18 protein-coding genes are annotated in these 20767 nt (G+C 43.2%); 16 read left to right on the forward strand and 2 right to left on the reverse strand.

From position 1 onward, the window contains the following. The first annotated feature begins 5 nt into the window (after positions 1–5). The 13 genes from gyrA to EAI83_RS14125 all read left to right on the forward strand — a co-directional run bounded on the left by gyrA (position 6) and on the right by EAI83_RS14125 (position 15813). Positions 6–2558, forward strand: coding sequence for a DNA gyrase subunit A (gene gyrA / locus EAI83_RS14065; protein ID WP_059086495.1), 2553 nt, complete (start codon positions 6–8; stop codon positions 2556–2558). Between the two features lie 15 nt (positions 2559–2573). Further along, on the forward strand, positions 2574–3203 hold the full coding sequence (locus EAI83_RS14070; protein WP_021651690.1) for a hypothetical protein: 630 nt from the start codon (positions 2574–2576) through the stop codon (positions 3201–3203). Between the two features lie 23 nt (positions 3204–3226). Beyond that, positions 3227–3940: a lysophospholipid acyltransferase family protein gene (locus tag EAI83_RS14075; RefSeq protein ID WP_021651689.1), complete on the forward strand. Its 714-nt coding sequence runs from the start codon at positions 3227–3229 to the stop codon at positions 3938–3940. A 182-nt stretch (positions 3941–4122) separates the two neighbouring features. After that, the gene (locus EAI83_RS14080) at positions 4123–5589 is read left to right on the forward strand and encodes an alpha-L-fucosidase (protein ID WP_021651688.1); all 1467 of its coding nucleotides are present in this window, start codon (positions 4123–4125) and stop codon (positions 5587–5589) included. Positions 5590–5656: 67 nt separating this feature from the next. Then, positions 5657–6979 carry an alpha-L-fucosidase gene (locus EAI83_RS14085; protein WP_059086493.1) on the forward strand — a complete coding sequence of 441 codons (1323 nt, stop codon included), beginning with the start codon at positions 5657–5659 and terminating at the stop codon, positions 6977–6979. A gap of 95 nt (positions 6980–7074) precedes the next feature. Further along, positions 7075–8373, forward strand: a complete 1299-nt coding sequence (locus EAI83_RS14090; RefSeq protein WP_161206382.1) for a leucine-rich repeat protein — start codon at positions 7075–7077, stop codon at positions 8371–8373. Between the two features lie 209 nt (positions 8374–8582). Further along, positions 8583–9125 carry a helix-turn-helix domain-containing protein gene (locus EAI83_RS14095; protein ID WP_129975825.1) on the forward strand — a complete coding sequence of 181 codons (543 nt, stop codon included), beginning with the start codon at positions 8583–8585 and terminating at the stop codon, positions 9123–9125. A gap of 2 nt (positions 9126–9127) precedes the next feature. After that, positions 9128–9934, forward strand: a complete 807-nt coding sequence (locus EAI83_RS14100; protein WP_129975827.1) for a hypothetical protein — start codon at positions 9128–9130, stop codon at positions 9932–9934. Positions 9935–10470: 536 nt separating this feature from the next. Continuing rightward, complete coding sequence (locus EAI83_RS14105) at positions 10471–11655, forward strand: LacI family DNA-binding transcriptional regulator (RefSeq protein WP_243113514.1); 1185 nt, start codon at positions 10471–10473, stop codon at positions 11653–11655. Positions 11656–11912: 257 nt separating this feature from the next. Continuing rightward, positions 11913–12938 (forward strand): sulfate ABC transporter substrate-binding protein, encoded by a 1026-nt coding sequence (locus EAI83_RS14110; protein WP_243113515.1) that lies wholly within the window; start codon positions 11913–11915, stop codon positions 12936–12938. 151 nt (positions 12939–13089) lie between these two features. After that, entirely contained in the window at positions 13090–13929 is an 840-nt protein-coding gene (gene cysT / locus EAI83_RS14115; protein WP_114001963.1) for a sulfate ABC transporter permease subunit CysT, read from the forward strand. Beyond that, positions 13929–14765 carry a sulfate ABC transporter permease subunit CysW gene (cysW, locus tag EAI83_RS14120; RefSeq protein ID WP_021651678.1) on the forward strand — a complete coding sequence of 279 codons (837 nt, stop codon included), beginning with the start codon at positions 13929–13931 and terminating at the stop codon, positions 14763–14765. Before cysT ends, cysW begins: the two co-directional genes overlap by 1 nt. After that, positions 14755–15813, forward strand: a complete 1059-nt coding sequence (locus EAI83_RS14125) for an ABC transporter ATP-binding protein (RefSeq protein WP_021651677.1) — start codon at positions 14755–14757, stop codon at positions 15811–15813. Before cysW ends, EAI83_RS14125 begins: the two co-directional genes overlap by 11 nt. Before the next feature lie 155 nt (positions 15814–15968). Here EAI83_RS14125 and EAI83_RS14130 read toward each other — a convergent pair whose 3' ends face one another. Both EAI83_RS14130 and EAI83_RS14135 read right to left on the reverse strand, forming a co-directional pair. Next, positions 15969–16916 carry a serine hydrolase domain-containing protein gene (locus EAI83_RS14130; RefSeq protein WP_021653082.1) on the reverse strand — a complete coding sequence of 316 codons (948 nt, stop codon included), beginning with the start codon at positions 16914–16916 and terminating at the stop codon, positions 15969–15971. Between the two features lie 22 nt (positions 16917–16938). Continuing rightward, a complete protein-coding gene (locus tag EAI83_RS14135) occupies positions 16939–17775 on the reverse strand; it encodes a MurR/RpiR family transcriptional regulator (protein ID WP_021653083.1) in 837 nt (278 codons plus the stop codon). 260 nt (positions 17776–18035) lie between these two features. Between EAI83_RS14135 and EAI83_RS14140 the strand changes: the two genes are divergently transcribed. The 3 genes from EAI83_RS14140 to EAI83_RS14150 form a co-directional block, all read left to right on the forward strand. Then, the gene (locus EAI83_RS14140; protein WP_129975833.1) at positions 18036–19382 is read left to right on the forward strand and encodes an APC family permease; all 1347 of its coding nucleotides are present in this window, start codon (positions 18036–18038) and stop codon (positions 19380–19382) included. Between the two features lie 5 nt (positions 19383–19387). Continuing rightward, entirely contained in the window at positions 19388–20320 is a 933-nt protein-coding gene (locus tag EAI83_RS14145) for a serine hydrolase domain-containing protein (RefSeq protein ID WP_161206383.1), read from the forward strand. A gap of 307 nt (positions 20321–20627) precedes the next feature. Then, on the forward strand, positions 20628–20767 hold a 140-nt coding region (locus EAI83_RS14150; protein ID WP_192925833.1), incomplete at its 3' end, for a transposase.

Here is a 20767-nt window from a genome sequence, read left to right on the forward strand (position 1 = left end):
GAAGAATGGAAGATAATATTTTTGACAAAGTCCACGAAGTGGATCTGGAAAAAACGATGAAGGAATCTTACATCGACTATGCCATGAGTGTTATCGCCTCACGAGCTTTGCCTGATGTAAGAGACGGTCTGAAGCCGGTACAGCGCCGAGTTCTGTACTCTATGATCGAGCTGAATAATGGTCCTGACAAGCCACACAGAAAATGTGCGCGTATTGTCGGTGATACCATGGGTAAATATCATCCGCACGGTGACAGCTCCATCTATGGTGCGCTGGTCAATATGGCTCAGGAATGGTCCACAAGATATCCGCTGGTTGACGGACATGGAAACTTTGGTTCCGTGGATGGTGACGGTGCGGCTGCCATGCGATATACAGAGGCACGTCTCAGCAAGATATCCATGGAGATGCTTGCTGACATCAACAAGGATACGGTTGATTTTCAGCCGAACTTTGATGAGACAGAGCGTGAGCCGGTTGTGCTTCCGGCACGTTTTCCGAACCTTTTGGTAAACGGTACTACAGGTATTGCGGTAGGTATGGCAACCAATATTCCGCCGCATAACCTTCGTGAAACTATCAATGCAGTTGTTAAGATCATTGACAACATTGTAGAAGAAGACAGAGAAACAGCTATGGAGGAGCTTCTTGAGATCGTAAAGGGACCGGATTTCCCTACAGGAGCGACCATCCTCGGAACGAGAGGGATCGAGGAAGCTTACCGTACCGGACGTGGCAAGATCCGTGTCCGTGCGGTGACAAATATCGAGACTTTGCCAAACGGTAAATCCCGTATCGTGGTTACCGAGCTCCCGTACCTTGTAAACAAGGCACGTCTGATCGAGAAGATCGCAGAGCTTGTCCGTGACAAAAAGATCGACGGGATCACAGACCTGAACGACCATTCCAGCCGTGAGGGTATGCGAATCTGTATTGATCTTCGTAAGGATGCCAATGCCAACGTGATCCTGAATCTGCTTTACAAGCATACACAGCTGCAGGATACTTTTGGTGTGATCATGCTTTCTCTTGTTCCAAATCATGGAAGTATGGAACCGAAGGTTCTGAACCTGAAAGAGATGCTGGAGTACTATCTGGAGCATCAGGAGAATGTAGTTCGCAGAAGAACACAGTATGATCTTAATAAGGCACAGGAGAGAGCCCATATTTTGGAGGGTCTTCTGAAGGCACTTGATAATATTGACGAAGTGATCCGCATCATCCGTGGTTCCCGCAACGTACAGATCGCCAAGCAGGAGCTGATCGACCGTTTTGAGTTGACAGATGTGCAGGCACAGGCGATCGTGGATATGCGTCTCCGTGCACTGACAGGTCTGGAAAGAGAGAAGCTGGAGGCTGAGTATGCAGAGCTTATGGAGAAGATCCGCAAGTTCCAGGCAATCCTTGCTGACCGCAAGCTCCTTCTCCGGGTGATCCGAGAGGAGATCCTTGCCATTGCAGAGAAATACGGCGATGACAGAAAGACTTCCATCGGATACGATGTATATGATATCTCTACAGAGGATCTGATCCCGAGAGAAAATACAGTGATCGCAATGACAAAGCTTGGTTATATCAAGCGTATGACCGTTGACAACTTCCGCAGCCAGAACCGTGGCGGCAGAGGAATCAAGGGTATGCAGACGATTGAGGATGACTATATCGAAGAGCTTCTGATGACGACAACGCACCATTATCTCATGTTCTTTACTAATACAGGACGTGTATACAGACTGAAGGTATATGAGATCCCGGAGGCTGGTCGTACAGCCAGAGGAACTGCGATCATCAATCTTCTGCAGCTTGCACCGGGAGAAAAGATCACAGCTGTGATCCCGCTTCGTAAATATGAAGAGGGGCATTATCTGATGATGGCCACCAAGAAAGGCCTTGTGAAGAAAACTCCGATCAAGGATTACGAGAATGTCCGTAAGACAGGTCTTACAGCAATCGTTCTTCGTGATGATGACGAGCTGATCGAGGTTAAGGCTACTGATAATAATAAAGATATTATTCTTGTGACCAGGGACGGACAGTGTATCCGCTTTAAGGAAACGGATGTCCGCAGCACAGGCCGTGCGTCCATGGGAGTAAGAGGTATGAATCTTACTGACGGTGATGAAGTTGTTGCCATGCAGCTGAACACTCAGGGAGATTATCTGCTTGTAGTTTCCGAGAACGGAATGGGCAAACGTACAGCTATGAGTGAGTTCGTTGTCCAGAACCGTGGCGGTAAGGGTGTGAAGTGCTACAAGATCACCGAGAAGACCGGAAATGTTGTTGGCGCCAAGGCTGTCAACGAAGAGAACGAGATCATGATGATCACTACAGAGGGTATCATTATCCGTCTGCAGTGTGCGGATATCTCTGTTCTTGGAAGGATCACCTCCGGTGTGAAGATGATTAATCTTACAGAGGGTGTAACCGTTGCAAGTATCGCCAAGGTAAGAGATAAAGATCCGGAAGCAGATACAACTACCGAAAAAGCTGACGGAGAAACCGGCGATAACGAAGAAGGCTCTGCAGAGGAAGCTGTCACAGGCAGTGAAGAGGAATAAGGTCGAGGATAAGTCATGACGACGACAAAGAAAAAACGCAGAAAAAAATCAGTAAAGAAGCTGAAATACTCTAATAAAAAACTGAATTTTGTCCATATTGCGACACTGGCGGGGATCATTTTGATCCTGCTGGTGATCGTTCTGGCGGCCAGAGGTTGCGGAAAGATCAGCCACAGAACTCCGGAGGGGGTTGTGGAAGGCTACATCAAAGCGGCAGCAGCAGGCAAGAATAAAAAGATGCAGAGCTGTTACAGTGCGGATAAGTTATCGGATGAGGCGAAAACAGAGATTTCCTCCACGATAAAATATTTTCAGGCCCATGGAGTAAAGGATGTAAATATCGACAGCTGTGGCTCCATTTCTGAAAACAAAAATTATTCTTATGTTTATATCCGCTATAATCTTGTTCTGGAGAACGAGCAGGAATATCCATGTATCAGTACCTATCTTGTAAAGGTCCAGGACAAAAAGTATTATCTGTATGCGCCTTCTGAGATTTCAGATAAGATCAGCCAGCAGGCTGCTAAGGATTATCAGAAATTTATGACTACGAAAACCTATACAGATTATACAAAGGCTTATGAAGTTTTTCTGAAAAAGAATCCGGGATACGAGGATAAGATCGCAGGGAAACTGAACGGATAAAGCAGAGGCGGGAGGATGTAAGAATGAAGCGGATTTTGCTGATGGTGCTCAGAAATATAGTCTTTGTTCCTTACTGGTGGATCAAGCTTTGCTGGTATGCAGCGCATACAGATGATTATCCGGAAGAGAAGAAATACGCATTCCTGAGACTGGTAGATGAGCATGCCATCGAAGGCGGAAATATCCATATTGATGTGCATGGAGCTGAAAATATCCCAAAAGAAAAGGGATTTATGTTTTTTCCGAATCACCAGGGACTGTTTGATGTGCTGGCGATCATCCGGGCATGCCCGGTTCCTTTTTCGGTAGTTGCCAAGAAGGAAGTTGGAGAGATTCCTTTTCTGAAGCAGGTTTTTGCCTGTATGAAGGCCTTTATCATTGACAGGGAAGACCTGAAGCAGTCCATGCAGGTCATTGTCAATGTAATACGGGAAGTGAAGGCTGGTCGTAATTATCTGATCTTTCCGGAGGGAACCAGAAGTAAAAACGGAAATCATCCGGGACCGTTCAAGGGCGGCAGCTTCAAGACTGCCACCAAGACGAAATGCCCGATCGTTCCGGTTGCACTGATCGATTCCTTTAAGGCTTTTGATACCGGTTCTACAGAGAGGATCACCGTACAGGTGCATATCCTTCCTCCGATGTATTATGAGGAATACAAAGATATGCATACCACAGAGCTCGCAGAAGAAGTGAAGAGACGGATCGAAAAGGTGATCGAAGAGAATATTATGTAAAAAAGAAAAGACTTTGATGAAGTTGGAACAAAAACATCATCAAGGTCTTTTTTTTGTTGTATGTTTTGTATAAAAACGAAACGTTTTATTTGTGGATTGTTGGGCATATACAACCAAAAGGTTTGATGATAACATAGAGACATCCATACAATATAAATAAAAGATGTAAAGAGGACGAACAGATGAAAAAAGAAGAATACCTTTCTCTGATCGATGAGGTGATCGCACAGGGACCGTACACGGATACCTGGGATTCTCTCTGTGAGCATCCTACGCCGAAGTGGTATGCAAGAGATAAATTCGGAATTTTTATCCACTGGGGTGTTTACAGTGTTCCGGCTTTCGGAAATGAATGGTATCCCAGAAATATGTATGTGAAAGGCTCTAAGGAGAACCTGCATCATACAGAGAAATACGGAACTCTGGATAAATTCGGCTACAAGGATTTTATTCCTCAGTTTAAGGCTGAGAAGTTTGATCCGAAGGAATGGGCGGCCTTATTTAAAGAGGCGGGGGCGAAATTCGTAGTTCCGGTAGCGGAGCATCACGATGGATTTCAGATGTATGCAAGTGACCTTTGTCGCTGGAACGCTGCTGAGATGGGACCGAAAAGAGATATTCTCGGAGAGCTGAAGACAGAGGTTGAGAAAGAGGGAATGGTTCTCGGTGCTTCTTCTCACAGAGCAGAGCATTACTGGTTCTTTAATGGAGGTCGTCAGATCCCGGAGGCTGATGTCAATGATCCGGAATATGCGGATCTTTATGGGCCGGCAGCAGGAATCACCAGAGATATGAGTGATATTTATGACAATCCTCCGACAGAGGAGCATATGCAGGACTGGCTTGTCCGCACCTGCGAGATCGTGGATAAATATCAGCCATCCATCGTGTATTTTGACTGGTGGATCCAGCAGTATGCATGGAAACCGTATCTTCGTAAATTTGCAGCATATTATTACAACCGTTCTGCACAGTGGGGAAAAGAAACAGCCATTGATGCCAAATTTGACGCATATGTTTACGGCAGCGCAGTCAATGATCTGGAAAGAGGTCAGTTAGACCATATCACACCGGATCTGTGGCAGAATGATACGTCTGTAGCTAAGAATTCCTGGGGCTATACCATTGGAAATGATTATAAGAAGCCTTCCGATGTAGTGCTGGATCTGATCGATGTAGTCAGCAAAAATGGTGCACTTCTTCTTAATATCGGACCGAAGCCGGATGGAACAATTCCGGAAGAGGATGCACATATCCTGAGAGAAATGGGAAAATGGCTGAAGGTAAACGGAGAGGCGATATACGGAACCAGATACTGGAAGACATTCGGAGAGGGACCGACGGTGGTTCCGGAAGGACATTTCACGGATACCTATGATAAGCACTTTACTTCTGAGGATATCCGTTTTACAAGTAAGAGCAATCATATTTATGCGACTGTTCTGCACTGGCCGGAGGATGGAGAGATCCATATCAAAGCTCTTGGCAATGATATGAAGCTTTTGAAATCCACGATCCGGGATATTGAGATCCTCGGAACAGATCTGCATCCGGCATTTGCGAGAAATAAAGAACTGGATATTTCCTGCGGAAGAGGGGTTATTGAGGCGGGAGATATGCCGGTGGTATTGAAGATCACAGTAGAATAGCTGTTGGGGGAAGCGAGTAAATTATAATGTCTTTTTGAAAGGACAGAAAGGATAAGGTATTTTAATTATGGGAGATGTAAGATTCACAGGAAACTGGAACTCTGTAAATGCACACACAGTTCCAAAATGGTATGAGGATTGTAAATTTGGAATTTTTATCCATTGGGGAATTTATTCCGTGCCGGCATTTGCACCGCATACATGGGAGCTGGGAGAGGTTGATTCCAAGGAATGGTTTGCGGATAATCCGTATGCAGAATGGTATTACAATTCTCTGAACATTGGAAAAGGCCCTACATATAAGCATCATATAGAAAAATACGGAAAAGATTTCAAATACGAAGATTTTATTCCTATGTGGAAAGCTGAAAACTGGGATCCGAAGCAGTGGGCAGAGATCTTCAAAGAAGCAGGTGCGGAGTATGTTGTTCTGACAACCAAGCATCATGACGGATTCTGCCTGTTCCCAAGTAAATATACACATTTCAATTCCGTAGAAATGGGACCGAAGAGAAATATCACCGGTGAGCTGACAGAAGCTGTCCGTGACGCAGGAATCCGCATGGGTCTGTATTATTCCGGACTGATCGACTGGCAGTATGCAAACGATCCTATTTTTGAGGATGATGATCTGTTTGGAACAGCCAGCCCGACATTTGCATATGCAGATTATTCCTATAATCAGATGAAAGAGCTTGTAGATGATTATGCACCGAGTGTGTTCTGGAATGATATCGGATGGCCGACACAGAGTGAAGAGATGATGCCGTATTTCTTTGCACATTATTACAATAAGGTTCCGGAGGGTGTGGTAAATGATCGTTTCAACGGACGTTATCACGATTTCCTTACTAAGGAATATAAATCCGGTTCTGTAAACAGAAATGAGAAATGGGAGATGTGTCGTGGAATGGGCTTATCCTTCGGTTATAATGCCAACGAAGGCGATGACAAGTTGATCTCTGTTCCGGATCTGATCTCACTTCTTGTCGGAACAGTGGCAAATAACGGAAATCTTCTCCTGAACATCGGCCCAAAGGCAGATGGAACTATCCCGGAGGAGCAGGTAAGAAGACTGAAGATCCTGGGTGCATGGCTGAAGGTAAACCATGACGGTATTTACGGAACACGCTGCAGTGACCGTGAATCTGAGCTGCTTGAGAGTGGAATCGAGCTCCATTATACACAGAAAGACGGAAATCTGAATGTGTTTGCAGATCATCTGAAGGAAGGCGCCAATGAATTCCTGATCAAGGGCTATCACGGAGCGCTGAGACCATTTGATCCGGCAGTGAAGGTAGAAACTGAAGATACTGCAGAAGGACTTCTTGTGAAGATTCCGGAATATAAAGAAGATATGTATGTGGTTGGATTAACCAACAGATTCTAAATGATGAACATGAGGACCGGATGTATGTCGGTCCTTTTGTTGCTGCATGGGAGAAGATCGTGGATATCCGATCGATTCTCAGGGAGGGAGCTTTTATGTTTGGGAAAAAAATCGCAATACTGTTATCAACGGCAATGATCCTGACAGGGTCCTGTGTATCTTCTGTGGCTGTACATGCACAGACTGGTTATGCGGCTGAATATGCACAGGAAGCATCGGCAGCAGGTGTGCAGAGCACTGCAAAGCTTGTTGCGAAGGGCTCCTGTGGAAGCAAAGCTGTTTACCGGTTGTACTCCAATGGAAACCTGCAGATACAGGGAAAAGGGGAGGTTAAGGTTACCGATGATTTTTCATACAGATCAGCAATGATAAAAACAGTAACCGTTGCATCTGGGATCACGGAAATCGGTGACAGAACCTTTTCAGGCTGCAGAAATATGAAGAGGATTTCGTTGCCGGGAACTCTGCGGAGTATTGGAGTAAGAGCATTTGGAGATACTGCGATCACCAGGATCAAGCTTCCTGATGGACTGAAAAGCATTGGTGCATATGCTTTTTACCAGAGTAAGCTTATGAGCCTGGATGTACCGAAAACTGTGACAAAAATTGATGAATATGCTTTCAGTTACTGTAACAATCTGGAATCTGTCAGCATTCCGGGAAGTGTGAAAATATTACCGGAATCGTTATTTGAGGCGGATATGAAGCTGAAAAAGGTTACGCTTGGACAGGGCGTTTCCAGGATAGAAAGAGCGGCCTTTCGGCATTGCGGTTTGACAGGAGTAAGCTTTCCGGACAGTGTTACGGTTATTGGTGAAGGTGCGTTTTCTTTTTGTCCAGATCTCAGAAAGGTGTCGTTGCCGAAGAAGCTTACAGAGATCGGGAACGGTGTATTCAGTAATTGTCGAAAACTGGGGAATATTACAGTACCTGCCAGTGTGAAAAAGATCAGAAGCCATGCTTTTTATGATTGCCTGGCAATGAAAAAGATTACGATCCTCAACAGTAAAACAGTGATAGAAAAAGAAGCGATCGGCTATAATTTCAATAGTGGAAAAAATAAAACTTTTGTCATTGCCGGAAAAAAGGGTTCTACTGCTCAGACTTACGCAAAGAAAAATGGGTTCCGTTTTTTGAACAATACTGCCGCAGTAAGGACCGCAAAGATGACCGGCGTGCCCAAAACAAAAACCATACTTCGTGGAAAAACATATACGATCCAGGCAGTGACCGTGCCGTATTACAGCGACGAAAAGATTCTTTTCCGTTCCTCGGATCGCAGGATCGCTACGGTAAATTCCAAAGGTGTTGTAAAGGGAATCCGAAAAGGGACGGCCGTGATCACCGTGCAGAGCGGAGCGAAAAAACTGAACTGTAAGATAACGGTGAAGTAACGATGAAGCAGGCGTACGTAAAATCGCCATAACAGTGAAAGAATACAAAAGAAAATAAAAACAGAAGCCCGGCAGATGAAACATGGAGAGTTTTCACATGTGCAGCTGCCGGGTTTTTTATAAATATAGAAAACCCTTAAAATAAGGAATAAAATAGCTTGTTATACCCTTAAAATAAGGGTATATTAATAAAAAAGGGGGAATCTAAAATGACAGGATATGCTGTGAAACATTCGATACGGGCAGAAGATATACGAATTTTAAGGAAGAAATTGAAGCTTACACAAAAAGATTTTGCAAAGTTAGTAAATGTATCTCAGAAAACAATAGAAAGATGGGAAAGTGAAAATCGGGATATTACAGGACCGGTTACGACATTAGTTCATATTTTAAACGAGTATCCTCAGATTGAGGAAAACCTCCGTGTGCCGGAAAAAGAATATCCGATACGTTTATGGTACATGTTTAAGAGAGAAATATGTACGATTATTGATGTGGATGAGAGAAGCAGAAAAGTAAAAATATATAATTATACAAACAATTTTATTAAAAAAGCATTTGGCCGAAATGAAAACCCAACCTTTGAAGAATACGAGGAATTTCTGGAATCTCGTTGTTTCCCGAGACAACGAGACAAAATAAAATTGGTATTAGAAGATTTGAATCTGCCATTTTATGATCCGTTTATGATCATAGAAAAGACCGAAGGAAGAATGGCAGAGGATGATTTCTGGATCAGGATTGAGAGGTAAAGATGGTGCAGCTTTTTGAACAGGATATCAAAACAAATGACAGACAATCGTCAAAAGGAAACCAATTGAAATGGTGCAGGAATAATGTATGGTATAAAGCTGATTATATGGGATATGAGGGATTGGTGGAATATGTTGTTTCACGTTTGTTGGAAAAATCTTCACTGAAACAGGAAGAGTATGTTTTATATAAAACAGAAGAGATTAGTTATAAGAGAAGAAAATATCTGGGATGTAAAAGTGAAAATTTTTTGCCTGAGGGATGGCAGCTTATTACATTAGAAAGACTTTTTTATGGATTTTATAATGAAAGTCTTTATAAAAAATTATTCACGATTCCAGAACATTCGGAAAGACTGGAATTTATAGTAGATCAGACGGAACGCATTACGGGAATTAGCGATTTTGGAAAGTATATGAGTAAGATCCTGGCAATTGATACATTTTTTATGAATGAAGATCGGCATATGCATAATATTGGAGTCTTAATGGATGCAGAAGAAAAATATCATTTATGTCCAATATTTGATAACGGTGCAGGACTGCTATCAGATATACAGATGGATTATCCGATGGAAGAAAACATAAATAATCTGATGGAGGAGGCACGATCAAAAACTCTGTGTGAAGATTTTGATGAGCAGATCGAGATTGCAGAAGAATTGTATGGTCAGCAGATAAGGCTGAAATTTAATGAAAAAGATGTAAAAGAAATATTGGATATGGAAAGTTATTATCCGCAGAAATATAAAGAAAGAGTATTTGAGATTATTATGAGCAGGAGAAGAAAGTACAGATATTTATTTTGAACAACTGCACGTCGTATTTTTGGTATTTTGGTAATAAAGCAGGTGCAAAAGGTTTCACATGTGCAGCTGTCGGTTTTTTATAGTAGAAAAAATGTTAAAAAATGTCTGTAAACAGACAAAATATGACAAAAATATTCTAAACAAAGTTTGATTAAATGTGATGGGAAATTTATAATTTTAGTATAAATGTGAATTGGAAAATGGGGGAACGGTCACATCCAAAGGTGTTGTAAAAGGCATCAAAAAAGGAACTGCAACCATTACCGTTCAGAGTGGTTCCAAAAAACTGACCTGTAAGGTAACGGTTAAATAATTCAAAGGATATTAGTAATCAGCATTTGTTATTTACTCATAGTTATATCTTATATGTTTGAGTACGCAAAACAGACTGGAGCTTGATAAGAATATATATCAGGTTCTCAGTCTGTTTTTATATATTGCAGGCAAAAAAAGAACACGTTTTCACAAAATAAGATTGACTTTTTTCAAAACTCTTATTATCATATAAAACATATTTAATTACTATGAAATAAGGAATGATAAAAAGTTCTGTTACACTGATGCTGCTGAGTTACATAGATGACGTTGAGCAGCTTACAGGACTGGCAGCGGGCAGACTTTTTTCAGAAGGAGGGGACGGGTACATGTCCATCAAGAAGATTGCAGAAAAGGCAGGGGTTTCACCGGCGACGGTTTCCAGAGTTTTGAATAATCCCAATTATAAATGTTCTGTTTCCGGACTCAGGGATAAGATATGGAAAACAGCTATCGAGATGAATTATGTGCCCAACGAGGCGGCCCGGAATCTGAAAAAAGGCGTTTCCGCAAAGCAGGAGAAAACCTGGTACATCAATATCCTGATGACAAGAACCGATTCTTCCACAACGGATCCGTTTTTTGCGGAGCTCCTTCGGGTGATCGAAAGTGAGATCCATGATAAAAACTGCATTCTTTCCAAAGTATGGTATATGTCTGTGTTTTCCGATGACCGGAAGTGCCGAAGGGAGAATCTGGACCGGCTGATCGACGGAATGTATGATGAGGTGGAAGGGAAAAGGGACGGACTGATCATCATCGGCAGATGTAATAAAGAGGCCTTGAAGAAGCTGAATAAGAAGTATAAGAGTGTGGTATCGGTGAACCGGAATTCTACCAATTATGAAGTGGATGAGGTCCTTTGTGATGGGAAAAAGATCGCAGCAGCGGCAGTGGAATATCTGATCTCCCTGGGGCACAAAAATATCGGTTATATTGGCCAGTGTCACAGCGAGGACCGGTATAACGGGTATCTGGAAACACTGAAGAAGCATGATCTGGATGTGATACCGGAGTATGTTATCGAAACAAAGCAGACTGAGGCCGAGGGCTACGAGGCTATGGAAAAGTTCTTTCAGTCGGACGACATGCCAACCGGAATCTATTGTGCCAATGATATTTCGGCGATCGGAATGCTGAAGTGCCTGAATAAATTTCGGAACCGGTATTATATGCCTTCGATCATATCCAGCGATGATATACAGGAGGCACAGTTTACCAGACCGATGCTGACAACGGTGAGCCTGCCCAAGGGGGATATGGGAAAATTTGCATTATACCTGCTGCTGGACCGGCTGAAGGGCGGGCATTCGGGTATTGTGCGAATGGAGCTGGAAGGCAGACTGATGATACGGAACAGCTGCAGCAGTGTGGAGGACAGTATGTGGAGCGATTATTGTATCTGAGTGTTGCGGATGCGCAGATATAGTGACAGACAGGATGCAGTTGCGCTATGACCAGAGTATTTGCGTGAAAACGTTTTCATATATTCCTATTTAATTAATGGGAATAATATGGTTTAATGTATTCAATTCAAATAAAAAAATTACAGAACCACAGTAAACGGAAAGAACAGGTATGATTTGACAGCGAAATGAAGCAGTTACATTGGTGGGAAAAAGATTTCTAAATAAAAATGTGGTTGTAAAGGAGTATACAGATCATGAAAAGAAAACGCATTGCAGGTGTCTGTATCACACTGGCAGCAGTGGTACTGGCAGGAACTTTTGCAGTATCGGGAAACAATACAAAGGATAAAAATCATGTGGAGATCATCAATGTGTCCTATGATCCGACCAGAGAATTTTATGAAGCATATAATAAGATTTTTTCAAAATATTGGAAAGAGGAAACAGGTCAGAGTGTGGATGTGATCCAGTCTCATGGCGGTTCCGGAAAGCAGGCTCTTGAGATTTCCAATGGACTTCCTGCAGATGTGGCGACACTTGCACTGGAATATGATATTGATGCGATCCGGAATGCCGGTTTGATCGACAAGGGATGGATCGATGAATATCCGGATGACAGTGCTCCTTATACTTCCACCATTGTATTTCTTGTTCGGAAGGGAAATCCGAAGAATATCCACGACTGGGATGATCTGACAAAGGATGGTGTGGGAGTGATCACTCCCAATCCGAAAACCTCCGGTGGTGCCCGCTGGAATTACATGGCAGCCTGGGCTTATGCAAATGAGAAATATAATGGCAACGAGACAGAGATGAAAGCCTTTATTAAGAAGCTTTATAGAAATGTCCTGGTTCTGGATTCCGGTGCAAGAGGTGCCACAACCTCTTTCGTGGAAAACGGGCAGGGGGATGTGCTGATCGCCTGGGAAAATGAAGCGTTTCTTTCTGTAAGGGACAATCCGGATGATTACGAGATCGTAACGCCGGGCATCAGTATCCTGGCACAGCCGTCCGTTGCTGTTGTAGATGAAAATGTGAAAAAGCATGATAATGCAGAAGCTGCGAAAGCATATCTGAAATATCTGTATTCCGATGAAGCTCAGGAGCTGATCGCGGAGAATTACTATAGGCCGGTTGATCAGACGATCCTGAAAAAGCATGCAGATACTTTTAACCTGAAGGTGAAGCTGACAACGATCAAAGATTTCGGCGGCTGGGATGCAGTTCAGAAAAAGCATTTCGCAGACGGTGGAGTGTTTGATGAGATCTATGAAGAGTAGAAGAGCCTGAGATTTTGTAACAGATCAGAGAGTTGTAGAAGAGTCAGAGATTTGCAACAGATTAGAGAATTGTAGAAGAGTCAGAGATTTGCAGCAGACCGGGAATTTGTAACAGACCAGAAACTTAGAATAGAAAAGAGGGGAGACAGAAATGAAGAAACAACAGAGTAAACGTGTGATACCAGGCTTTGGACTGACAATGGGAGTGACTTTGGCGATGCTGAGTATCGTAGTTCTGATCCCTCTTGCGTCTTTGACAGTATACTCGGCGCGGCTGGGTTTTCGGGAATTTATTGAGGTGATCACACGGCCGAGGGTTTTGTCCGGATTCTATGTAAGCTTTATTACCGCATTTGCGGCCACAGTGATCAATGCTATTATGGGACTGGTCCTTGCGTGGGTGCTGGTAAGATATGATTTTCCGGGAAAAAGGATCATGGATGGAATGATCGAGCTGCCTTTCGCACTGCCGACTGCAGTTGCCGGTATCTCACTGACATCCCTGACATCCGATAAAGGTCTGGTGGGAAGCTTTTTTGCAAATTTCGGTATTAAGATCGCATATACCAGAATCGGTATCACGGTGGCATTGATCTTTGTGGGAATCCCTTTTGTAGTCAGGGCCATTCAGCCGGTTCTGGAGAAGCTGGACGGTTCCTATGAGGAGGCGGCCCGTGTCATGGGTGCAAAGCCATTCACCGTTTTTCGCAGGGTTATCCTTCCGGAGCTTCTGCCGGCAATGCTTTCCGGGGCGGGACTTGCCTTCGGACGCTGCCTGGGAGAATACGGAAGCGTTGTTTTTATCGCAGGAAACAAGCCTTATTATACAGAGATCACGCCGCTGATCATCATGTCAAAGCTTCAGGAGTTTGACTATGAAAGCGCAACAGCTATCGCACTGGTTACACTGGCAGTATCATTTCTGATCCTGTTTGGTGTGAATCTGGTGCAGGCAAGAAATACGAAACGTATCAGAGGGAGGGATGCATAATGGATGAAAAAAAGAAGCAGGCTTCCGGGCCGGTGAAATGGATCCTTATCGGGATTTCCGTGATCTTTCTTTTTGTGATGCTGGTACTGCCTCTGGTGGTTGTTGTAACCCAGGCGCTGAGCAAGGGCTGGCAGTGCTATGTGCAGGCGGTGACAGATGAGTACACGCTGAAAGCGCTGAAGCTGACCATTGGGGCGACGGCTGCGGCTGTTGTATGCAACACGATCTTTGGTCTGTGTGCGGCATGGGCAATGACCAGATTTCATTTTCGGGGAAAAAAGCTCCTTACCACTTTGATCGATGTTCCGGTTACAGTATCACCGGTTATCGCAGGTCTTATCTATATCCTGGTTTTTGGAAAGCAGAGTCCTCTTTATTCTGTTCTTGAAAGTGCAGGGATACAGATCGTGTTTGCAGTTCCTGGAATTGTCTTGGCAACGATCTTTGTCACATTTCCATTTGTGTCCAGAGAGATCATACCGGTTCTGGAATCCATAGGGTCCGATGAGGAAGAGGCGGCAGCACTGATGGGAGCAAAAGGCTGGACGATTTTTACCAAGGTGACATTTCCGCATATCAAGTGGGCTTTTCTCTATGGTGTTGTGCTGTGTACAGCCAGAGCCATGGGAGAGTTTGGAGCCGTGTCCGTACTGTCCGGACATCTCCGTGGAAAAACAAATACACTTCCGCTTCATGTGGAAATTCTTTATAACGAATTCCAGTATGTTCCGGCATTTGCGGTTTCTTCGATTCTTGTGATCCTGGCGGTGATCCTTCTGATCGCAAGAAATGTTCTGGAGCATAAAGGAAAGGGGGAAAAAGGCGATGTACGTTGAGTTAAAAAATATCAATAAAACATATGGGGATTACAAGGCATCTGATAACGTAAGCTTTGGTATCGAAAAGGGGAAGCTGATCGGTCTTCTGGGGCCCAGCGGAAGCGGAAAAACTACGATTCTCCGTATGATCGCCGGTCTGGAGCAGCCGGACAGCGGGGAGATCATCATCGACGGAAGAGTGGTCAATGATGTGCCTGCCAGCGAGCGAGGCATTGGATTTGTGTTCCAGAATTATGCTCTTTTCCGGTATATGACGGTGTATGATAATATTGCATTTGGCCTGAAGGTGCAGAAGGCGGATAAGAAGTATATTAAGCAGAGGGTTATGGAACTGGTAGAGCTGATCGGGCTGAAGGGCCTGGAGAAAAGATATCCGAGTCAGCTGTCCGGTGGTCAGAGACAGCGAGTTGCTTTTGCCCGGGCTCTGGCTCCGAATCCGCAGCTTCTCCTTCTGGATGAGCCTTTTGCGGCGATCGATGCAAAGATCCGTACGGAGCTTCGAAGCTGGCTGAAGGATATGATCGAGAAGCTAGGGATCACCAGTATTTTTGTTACCCATGACCAGGATGAGGCTATTGAGGTGGCGGATGAAATTATTATTACTAACCGTGGACGGATCGAGCAGAAGGGAACTCCACTGGAGGTTTATCAGAATCCGGATACTGCGTTTACGGCGGGATTTTTCGGGCAGACTTCTGTGATCGATGATTACCAGGTGTTCAATCACTTCGAGGAAGTTCCAGGAGGCGAAAAAGCCATTGTCCGTCCGGAGTTTGTAAAAGTGACTAAGAAGAACGAGGAACAGAAATATAAAAGCTCCGCAACAGAGGGCATCGTAGAACGAGTCGCATTCCGCGGCAGCAGCCTGGAACTGAAAGTCCGTGTAGGAAACACTACACTCAGCGCCAGAAGAAGCCTTGACGAAGAACCCGTCCGGGAAGGTGAAGTTGTGGATGTGTTTGTGCAGAGGATTTTTGTAACGAAGGGAAATGAGGCAGTACTGCTGCATAATACAGCTATGGTTGAGGATTGGTTAGTGATATAAAAAAATGCCGCGGGAGCGGCATTTTTTTATGAGCAAGTAGCGTTAGCGGATTGCGAATATCATATGATATGGCCGCGGGAGCGGCATTTTTTTATGAGCAAGTAGCGTTAGCGGATTGCGAATATCATATGATATGGCCGCGGAGTGGCATTTTTTTATATATGTGAAATTTTTACACCGTAATATTCTGCAAGAGAATCTACCAGATCATCACGGATTTTTTTGTGGTCATTGCCATCCAGGGACATGACACAGGATACCATCTGACGTTTTTTATCAACGACGCAGTATTGGCCGTAATTGCCGGACAGGATCAGTGTATCTTCCATAGGTCCCATATATATGAAATATCCATAACCATAGCTCTGGTAATCCGGATGCTCTGTCAGTGGATTGTAAGAATCGATATGTTTCTGACAGGCATCAATCACGAATTTTTTTGGGACGATCTGTTTTCCGTTCAGGGAACCCTCATGCAGAAGCAGATGTCCAAAACGAGCCAATTCATCAATCGTCAGATACAGTCCGTTAGCTGCCATACAATGTCCCTGAGGGCAGAGGGTCCAGTCCGGATTCGGAATGCCAACCGGTTCAAAGAAACGATATCGCAGATAATTCAGCAGACCCGTTCCGGATTTCTCTTCCAGAAGAACAGATAAAATATAGGAACAAAAATTGCTGTACACAAAATGAGTACCGGGTGTATATGGAAAAGAATCATTCTGAAAGAAATATCTCACCCAGTCCTTTTCTCTGTATCGCTCTGGTCCATCGCAGAAAAAGAGCGGATCTTTCTGACCGGATGACATGGTAAGAAGATCACGGATCTTTATCTTGTACAGATTTTCAGAAGGGTCGGAAGGGAAATATTTTTCAAACCAGGGATAAATGTATTCATCAAGAGTGATCAGTCCTTCACGTTCTGCGATACCTGTGGCCATTGCAACAAAAGGCTTGCTGATAGACCATATATTTAAACGGGTTTTGACCGGAAAAAGTCTGAATTCTTCTTTTAGAAGATCATTTTTATATATCTGTGCGTAGATGATATTGGAATGATGTTGCTTTGATTTCTCAAGAAAAATATCTAAAATTTCCTGCATGATAATCCCCCCCCTGAAATTATTATTCGTAAAAAAGATCAAAGTCTGAATAAAGTTCTTCCAGGTCATGAAGTCGTGTACTGATGGATTTGCACCTGGTTTTGCGGATTTTTGCAACAATACTGTCAAACAGACAATAGAGGCATGAGAAGGAGTTAAATCCCATTTCATTGAGATTGATCTCTGTAATGATAGCGTGGTCTGCTAGCGCCCATGCCGGTGATGAAATGCTGTCTGTGATGGCGAGTATCTTTGCACCATGATTTTTGGCAATCTGTGCATATTTCAGAGACCATTTGGTATAGCGGGCAAAAGAGATCAGAAGAACAACTGTATCCTCGGATGCTTCTGTGAGATATTCGAAATTGGAATCGTAAAATTCGTGAACCACCTTGGTATTTCCAAGAAGCTGATTCAACAGAGTTCCCATCCAGAGAGCGGCACTGTAGGAAGAGCGTGCACCAACAATGAGGCGTTTTTTGGCATTGCTCAGATGGGTAACAATCTGATCCATATCTTCCTGATTCAGATGAGATGCCCAGCTTTCCATGGAATGGAGTTCGTTGGCAATGATGTTTTGATAAAAATTTCCGCTATCCAGTAGTGAATCGTCTTTTATAACCGTAGGAACGGAAAGAATATCATTCTGTACAGTACGCTGCATTTCAGAAAAACTTTCAAATCCCAGGGAATAGGCAAGGCGTATGATAGTGGTTTCGCTTACGGAAATTTCCTTGCTGAGTTTCGCAAGGGTGGAATAACTGAATGAATCAAGGTGTTGTAATATATATTCGGCGACTTTCTTCTGACCGGCAGAAAGGAAAGATACTTTTTCACGGATCAACTGTTCTATTTTCATGAAAACCTCCTGTACTGTACGATTAGTATAATAAATTATAACAGGTGTAAAGTTTGATTACAATATAATGGAGTAAAAAATTCTTCTTAATATAAAAAGAGATGTAAATAATGCACAAATTAAAGTGTGTATTTTTAATAATATTGTCAATAGAAATCTTGAAACCTAGATGCTAATATAGCATTAAATAATTCACATGACGTCAGAAAAAGAATTAATTACACTATTAATATTAAAGTCAATAAAAAAGGGGGGCTTTTATGTCGTCAACAGTAAAGGAAATAAAAGAAAAAACAGGTTACCTGAAACGAAGTGATCTTTATACAATCGGTGTAGGACAGGCGATTGGATCGGGTGTTCTGACACTGATCGGACCGGCAATTCTTTTGACTGGTCAGTCAGCATGGTTGGCATATGTAGCTGCATGTATCTGGGGATTTATGATGATTGCACCAATTCCATGGATCACATCTACACTGAAACTTGGAGGAGGATTTTATTCTCTGGTAGGAGATATGGCCGGCAAACGAGTTGCCGGTATGTATGCAGTAGGATTTTTGCCACAGACGATCAATCTGGCGACTTATGGTGTGGCAATTGGTATGTATGCAAATTCCCTGTGGCCGCAGATTAATGCGAAATGGTTTGGAATTGCAGCCCTGAGTGTGTTCTTTGCCATCAATCTGTGTGGTGTGGATGTAATGGCGAAGGTACAGAAAATTCTGGTTATCCTGCTGTTTGTTGCACTTGGTCTGTTTATTGTTCTGGGATGCCTCCAGCTGAAAAATCCGGTGTTTGAGTTTACAGCACCAGACTTTTTCTCCAATGGTCCATCCGGATTCTTTTCCGCAATCATGCTGTATGTATATTCAACAAACGGATATTCCTGCATTATGAATTATGGTAAACAGGCAAAAGAAGCGTATAAAGATATTCCAAAGGCACTTCTGTACTGTATTCCGACACTGATGGTTGTATATGGCGGTGTTGCAATTGTAGCAAGTGGTGTGCTTCCGCTGGATCAGGTAGCCGGACAGCCGCTTACCCTGGTTGCAAAAAATATTTTAAATCCGGCACTTTTCACAGTATTTATGATTGGTGGTCCGGTACTTGCACTGTCTTCATCCATTAATTCAACAATTTCCAATAACTGTATTCCGGTTGCACAGTCCTGTAAAGATGGATGGCTTCCGAAATCATGGGCAGCTCAGAACAGAAGAGGGGCTTACTGGAAACTGATGACATTTACTTATCTTATGGGAATATTACCTGTGTTACTGGACTTTTCTATCAGTGATGTTGTAAATAATATTATGCTTCTGGCATCAGCACTGGCATTTCTGCAGATTTATGCTTATTTCCAGCTTCCGAAAAAACATGCAGAAGCATGGGAAAAATCACCAATGCATATTTCTAACGGAAAATATTATTTCCTCTGCTGTTTGAGCCTGTTTGCATATATCTGCATTTTTATCAATTCTTGCAGAAGCCTGAAACTTCCGGTAGTAATCATCAGTCTGATAGCCATTGTAGTATGCATGGCTTACGGATGGTTTAGAAGTGTAAGTCCTGATGTAAAGATGGAAACAAGTGTGTGGGAGGATTAATGTTTATGAATAAAGACCAGAACCTGATCAATGAATTTGCTATCAAAACTTTAAAAGAAAATCTCAATGTTATGTATGCGCAGATATGGCGTGAAGGACAGTTAACGGCAGAATATAAAAGAATGCCTGTCAAGACACGCCTTAACACCTGGTCTGCCTGCAAGGGTGTTGTGTCCTGTGCGGCAGGAATCGCACTTGATGAAGGGCTGATTCGACTTGATGAGAAGATTGTGGATATTTTTCCAGAGTATGCACCGGAGAATCCGGAAGGATATCTGGGGGATGTAACGCTGGAAAATATGCTGACAATGACTACAGGTTTGGAAAGCTCTCTGTTTTTCTGTGACTGGCCGGAGCGTTACACAACTCCGGACTGGATCCGATATTTCTTCGAGAATGCGAAAGTGATAAAAAAACCGGGAACAGAATGGCTGTACAGCAATTTTAATACTTATATGATCAGCTGCGCGATTGAAAAACGTGCGGGAGTTAATCTTCTGGAATATTTGAGAAATCGCTTTTTTGAGCCGCTGGGAATTGGAAATCCAGACTGGACTTTGTGTCCGAAAGGGCATGTGCATGCGGCTAATGGACTTTATGTGAATATTGATGAGTTTACCCGGTATGGACAGATGATTCTTCACAAGGGAAATTATAATGGAAAACAGCTGGTGCCAGAGTCGTATATGAAGATGGCAACGTCCAATCTGGTGGATAATTCAGTGGCAGGAAGTCCGGGAAATCTTTATTCCGGTTTTGGATATGGATATCAGTTTGTAATGAATCCGGAAGCCGGTTCCTATCGATCCGATGGAAATTATGGTCAGTTCTGTCTGGCGTTTCCGGATAAAGATGTAGTAGTAACTGTGATGTCACTGGAGGGGGATTTCCAGAAAATAGGAAATCATCTATGGACTACAGTGGTTCCGGAATTATAAGAATTCTGTCTGGCAAATCAGACAATGTAAGAGGGCTTAAATCTTTCTGGCTTGACATTGGTCAGAAACCGTTTTATACTCCTGTCTTTGACAGTTGCTAAACAAAAAAATCGCTGTACCTTTTGATTTTACTGGGGTTCGGCGATTTTTTTGTGTCGTTTTGGAATATAGTATTTTATCCAATGCGTCGTAAAACCCCCTGCTTCAACTATGGGGATATAAGACGCGTCCATCGAATTTATGCAAGTAATGGAATATGGACAAAATAGTAATTGTATTAACTAATGAACTATAGTATAATACAAATATGAACACAACATATAAATCAAACAACAATGTCGTCTATTCCTGTAAATACTATGTAGTATGTTGTCCAAAGTATAGACGAAAAGTATTAATTAATGGTGTGGACGTCCGGCTGAAGGAGCTGCTCACAGAGTATGCTGC

The organism is Blautia sp. aa_0143, from assembly GCF_004167315.1.
Taxonomy (GTDB): Bacteria; Bacillota; Clostridia; order Lachnospirales; family Lachnospiraceae; genus Blautia_A; species Blautia_A fusiformis.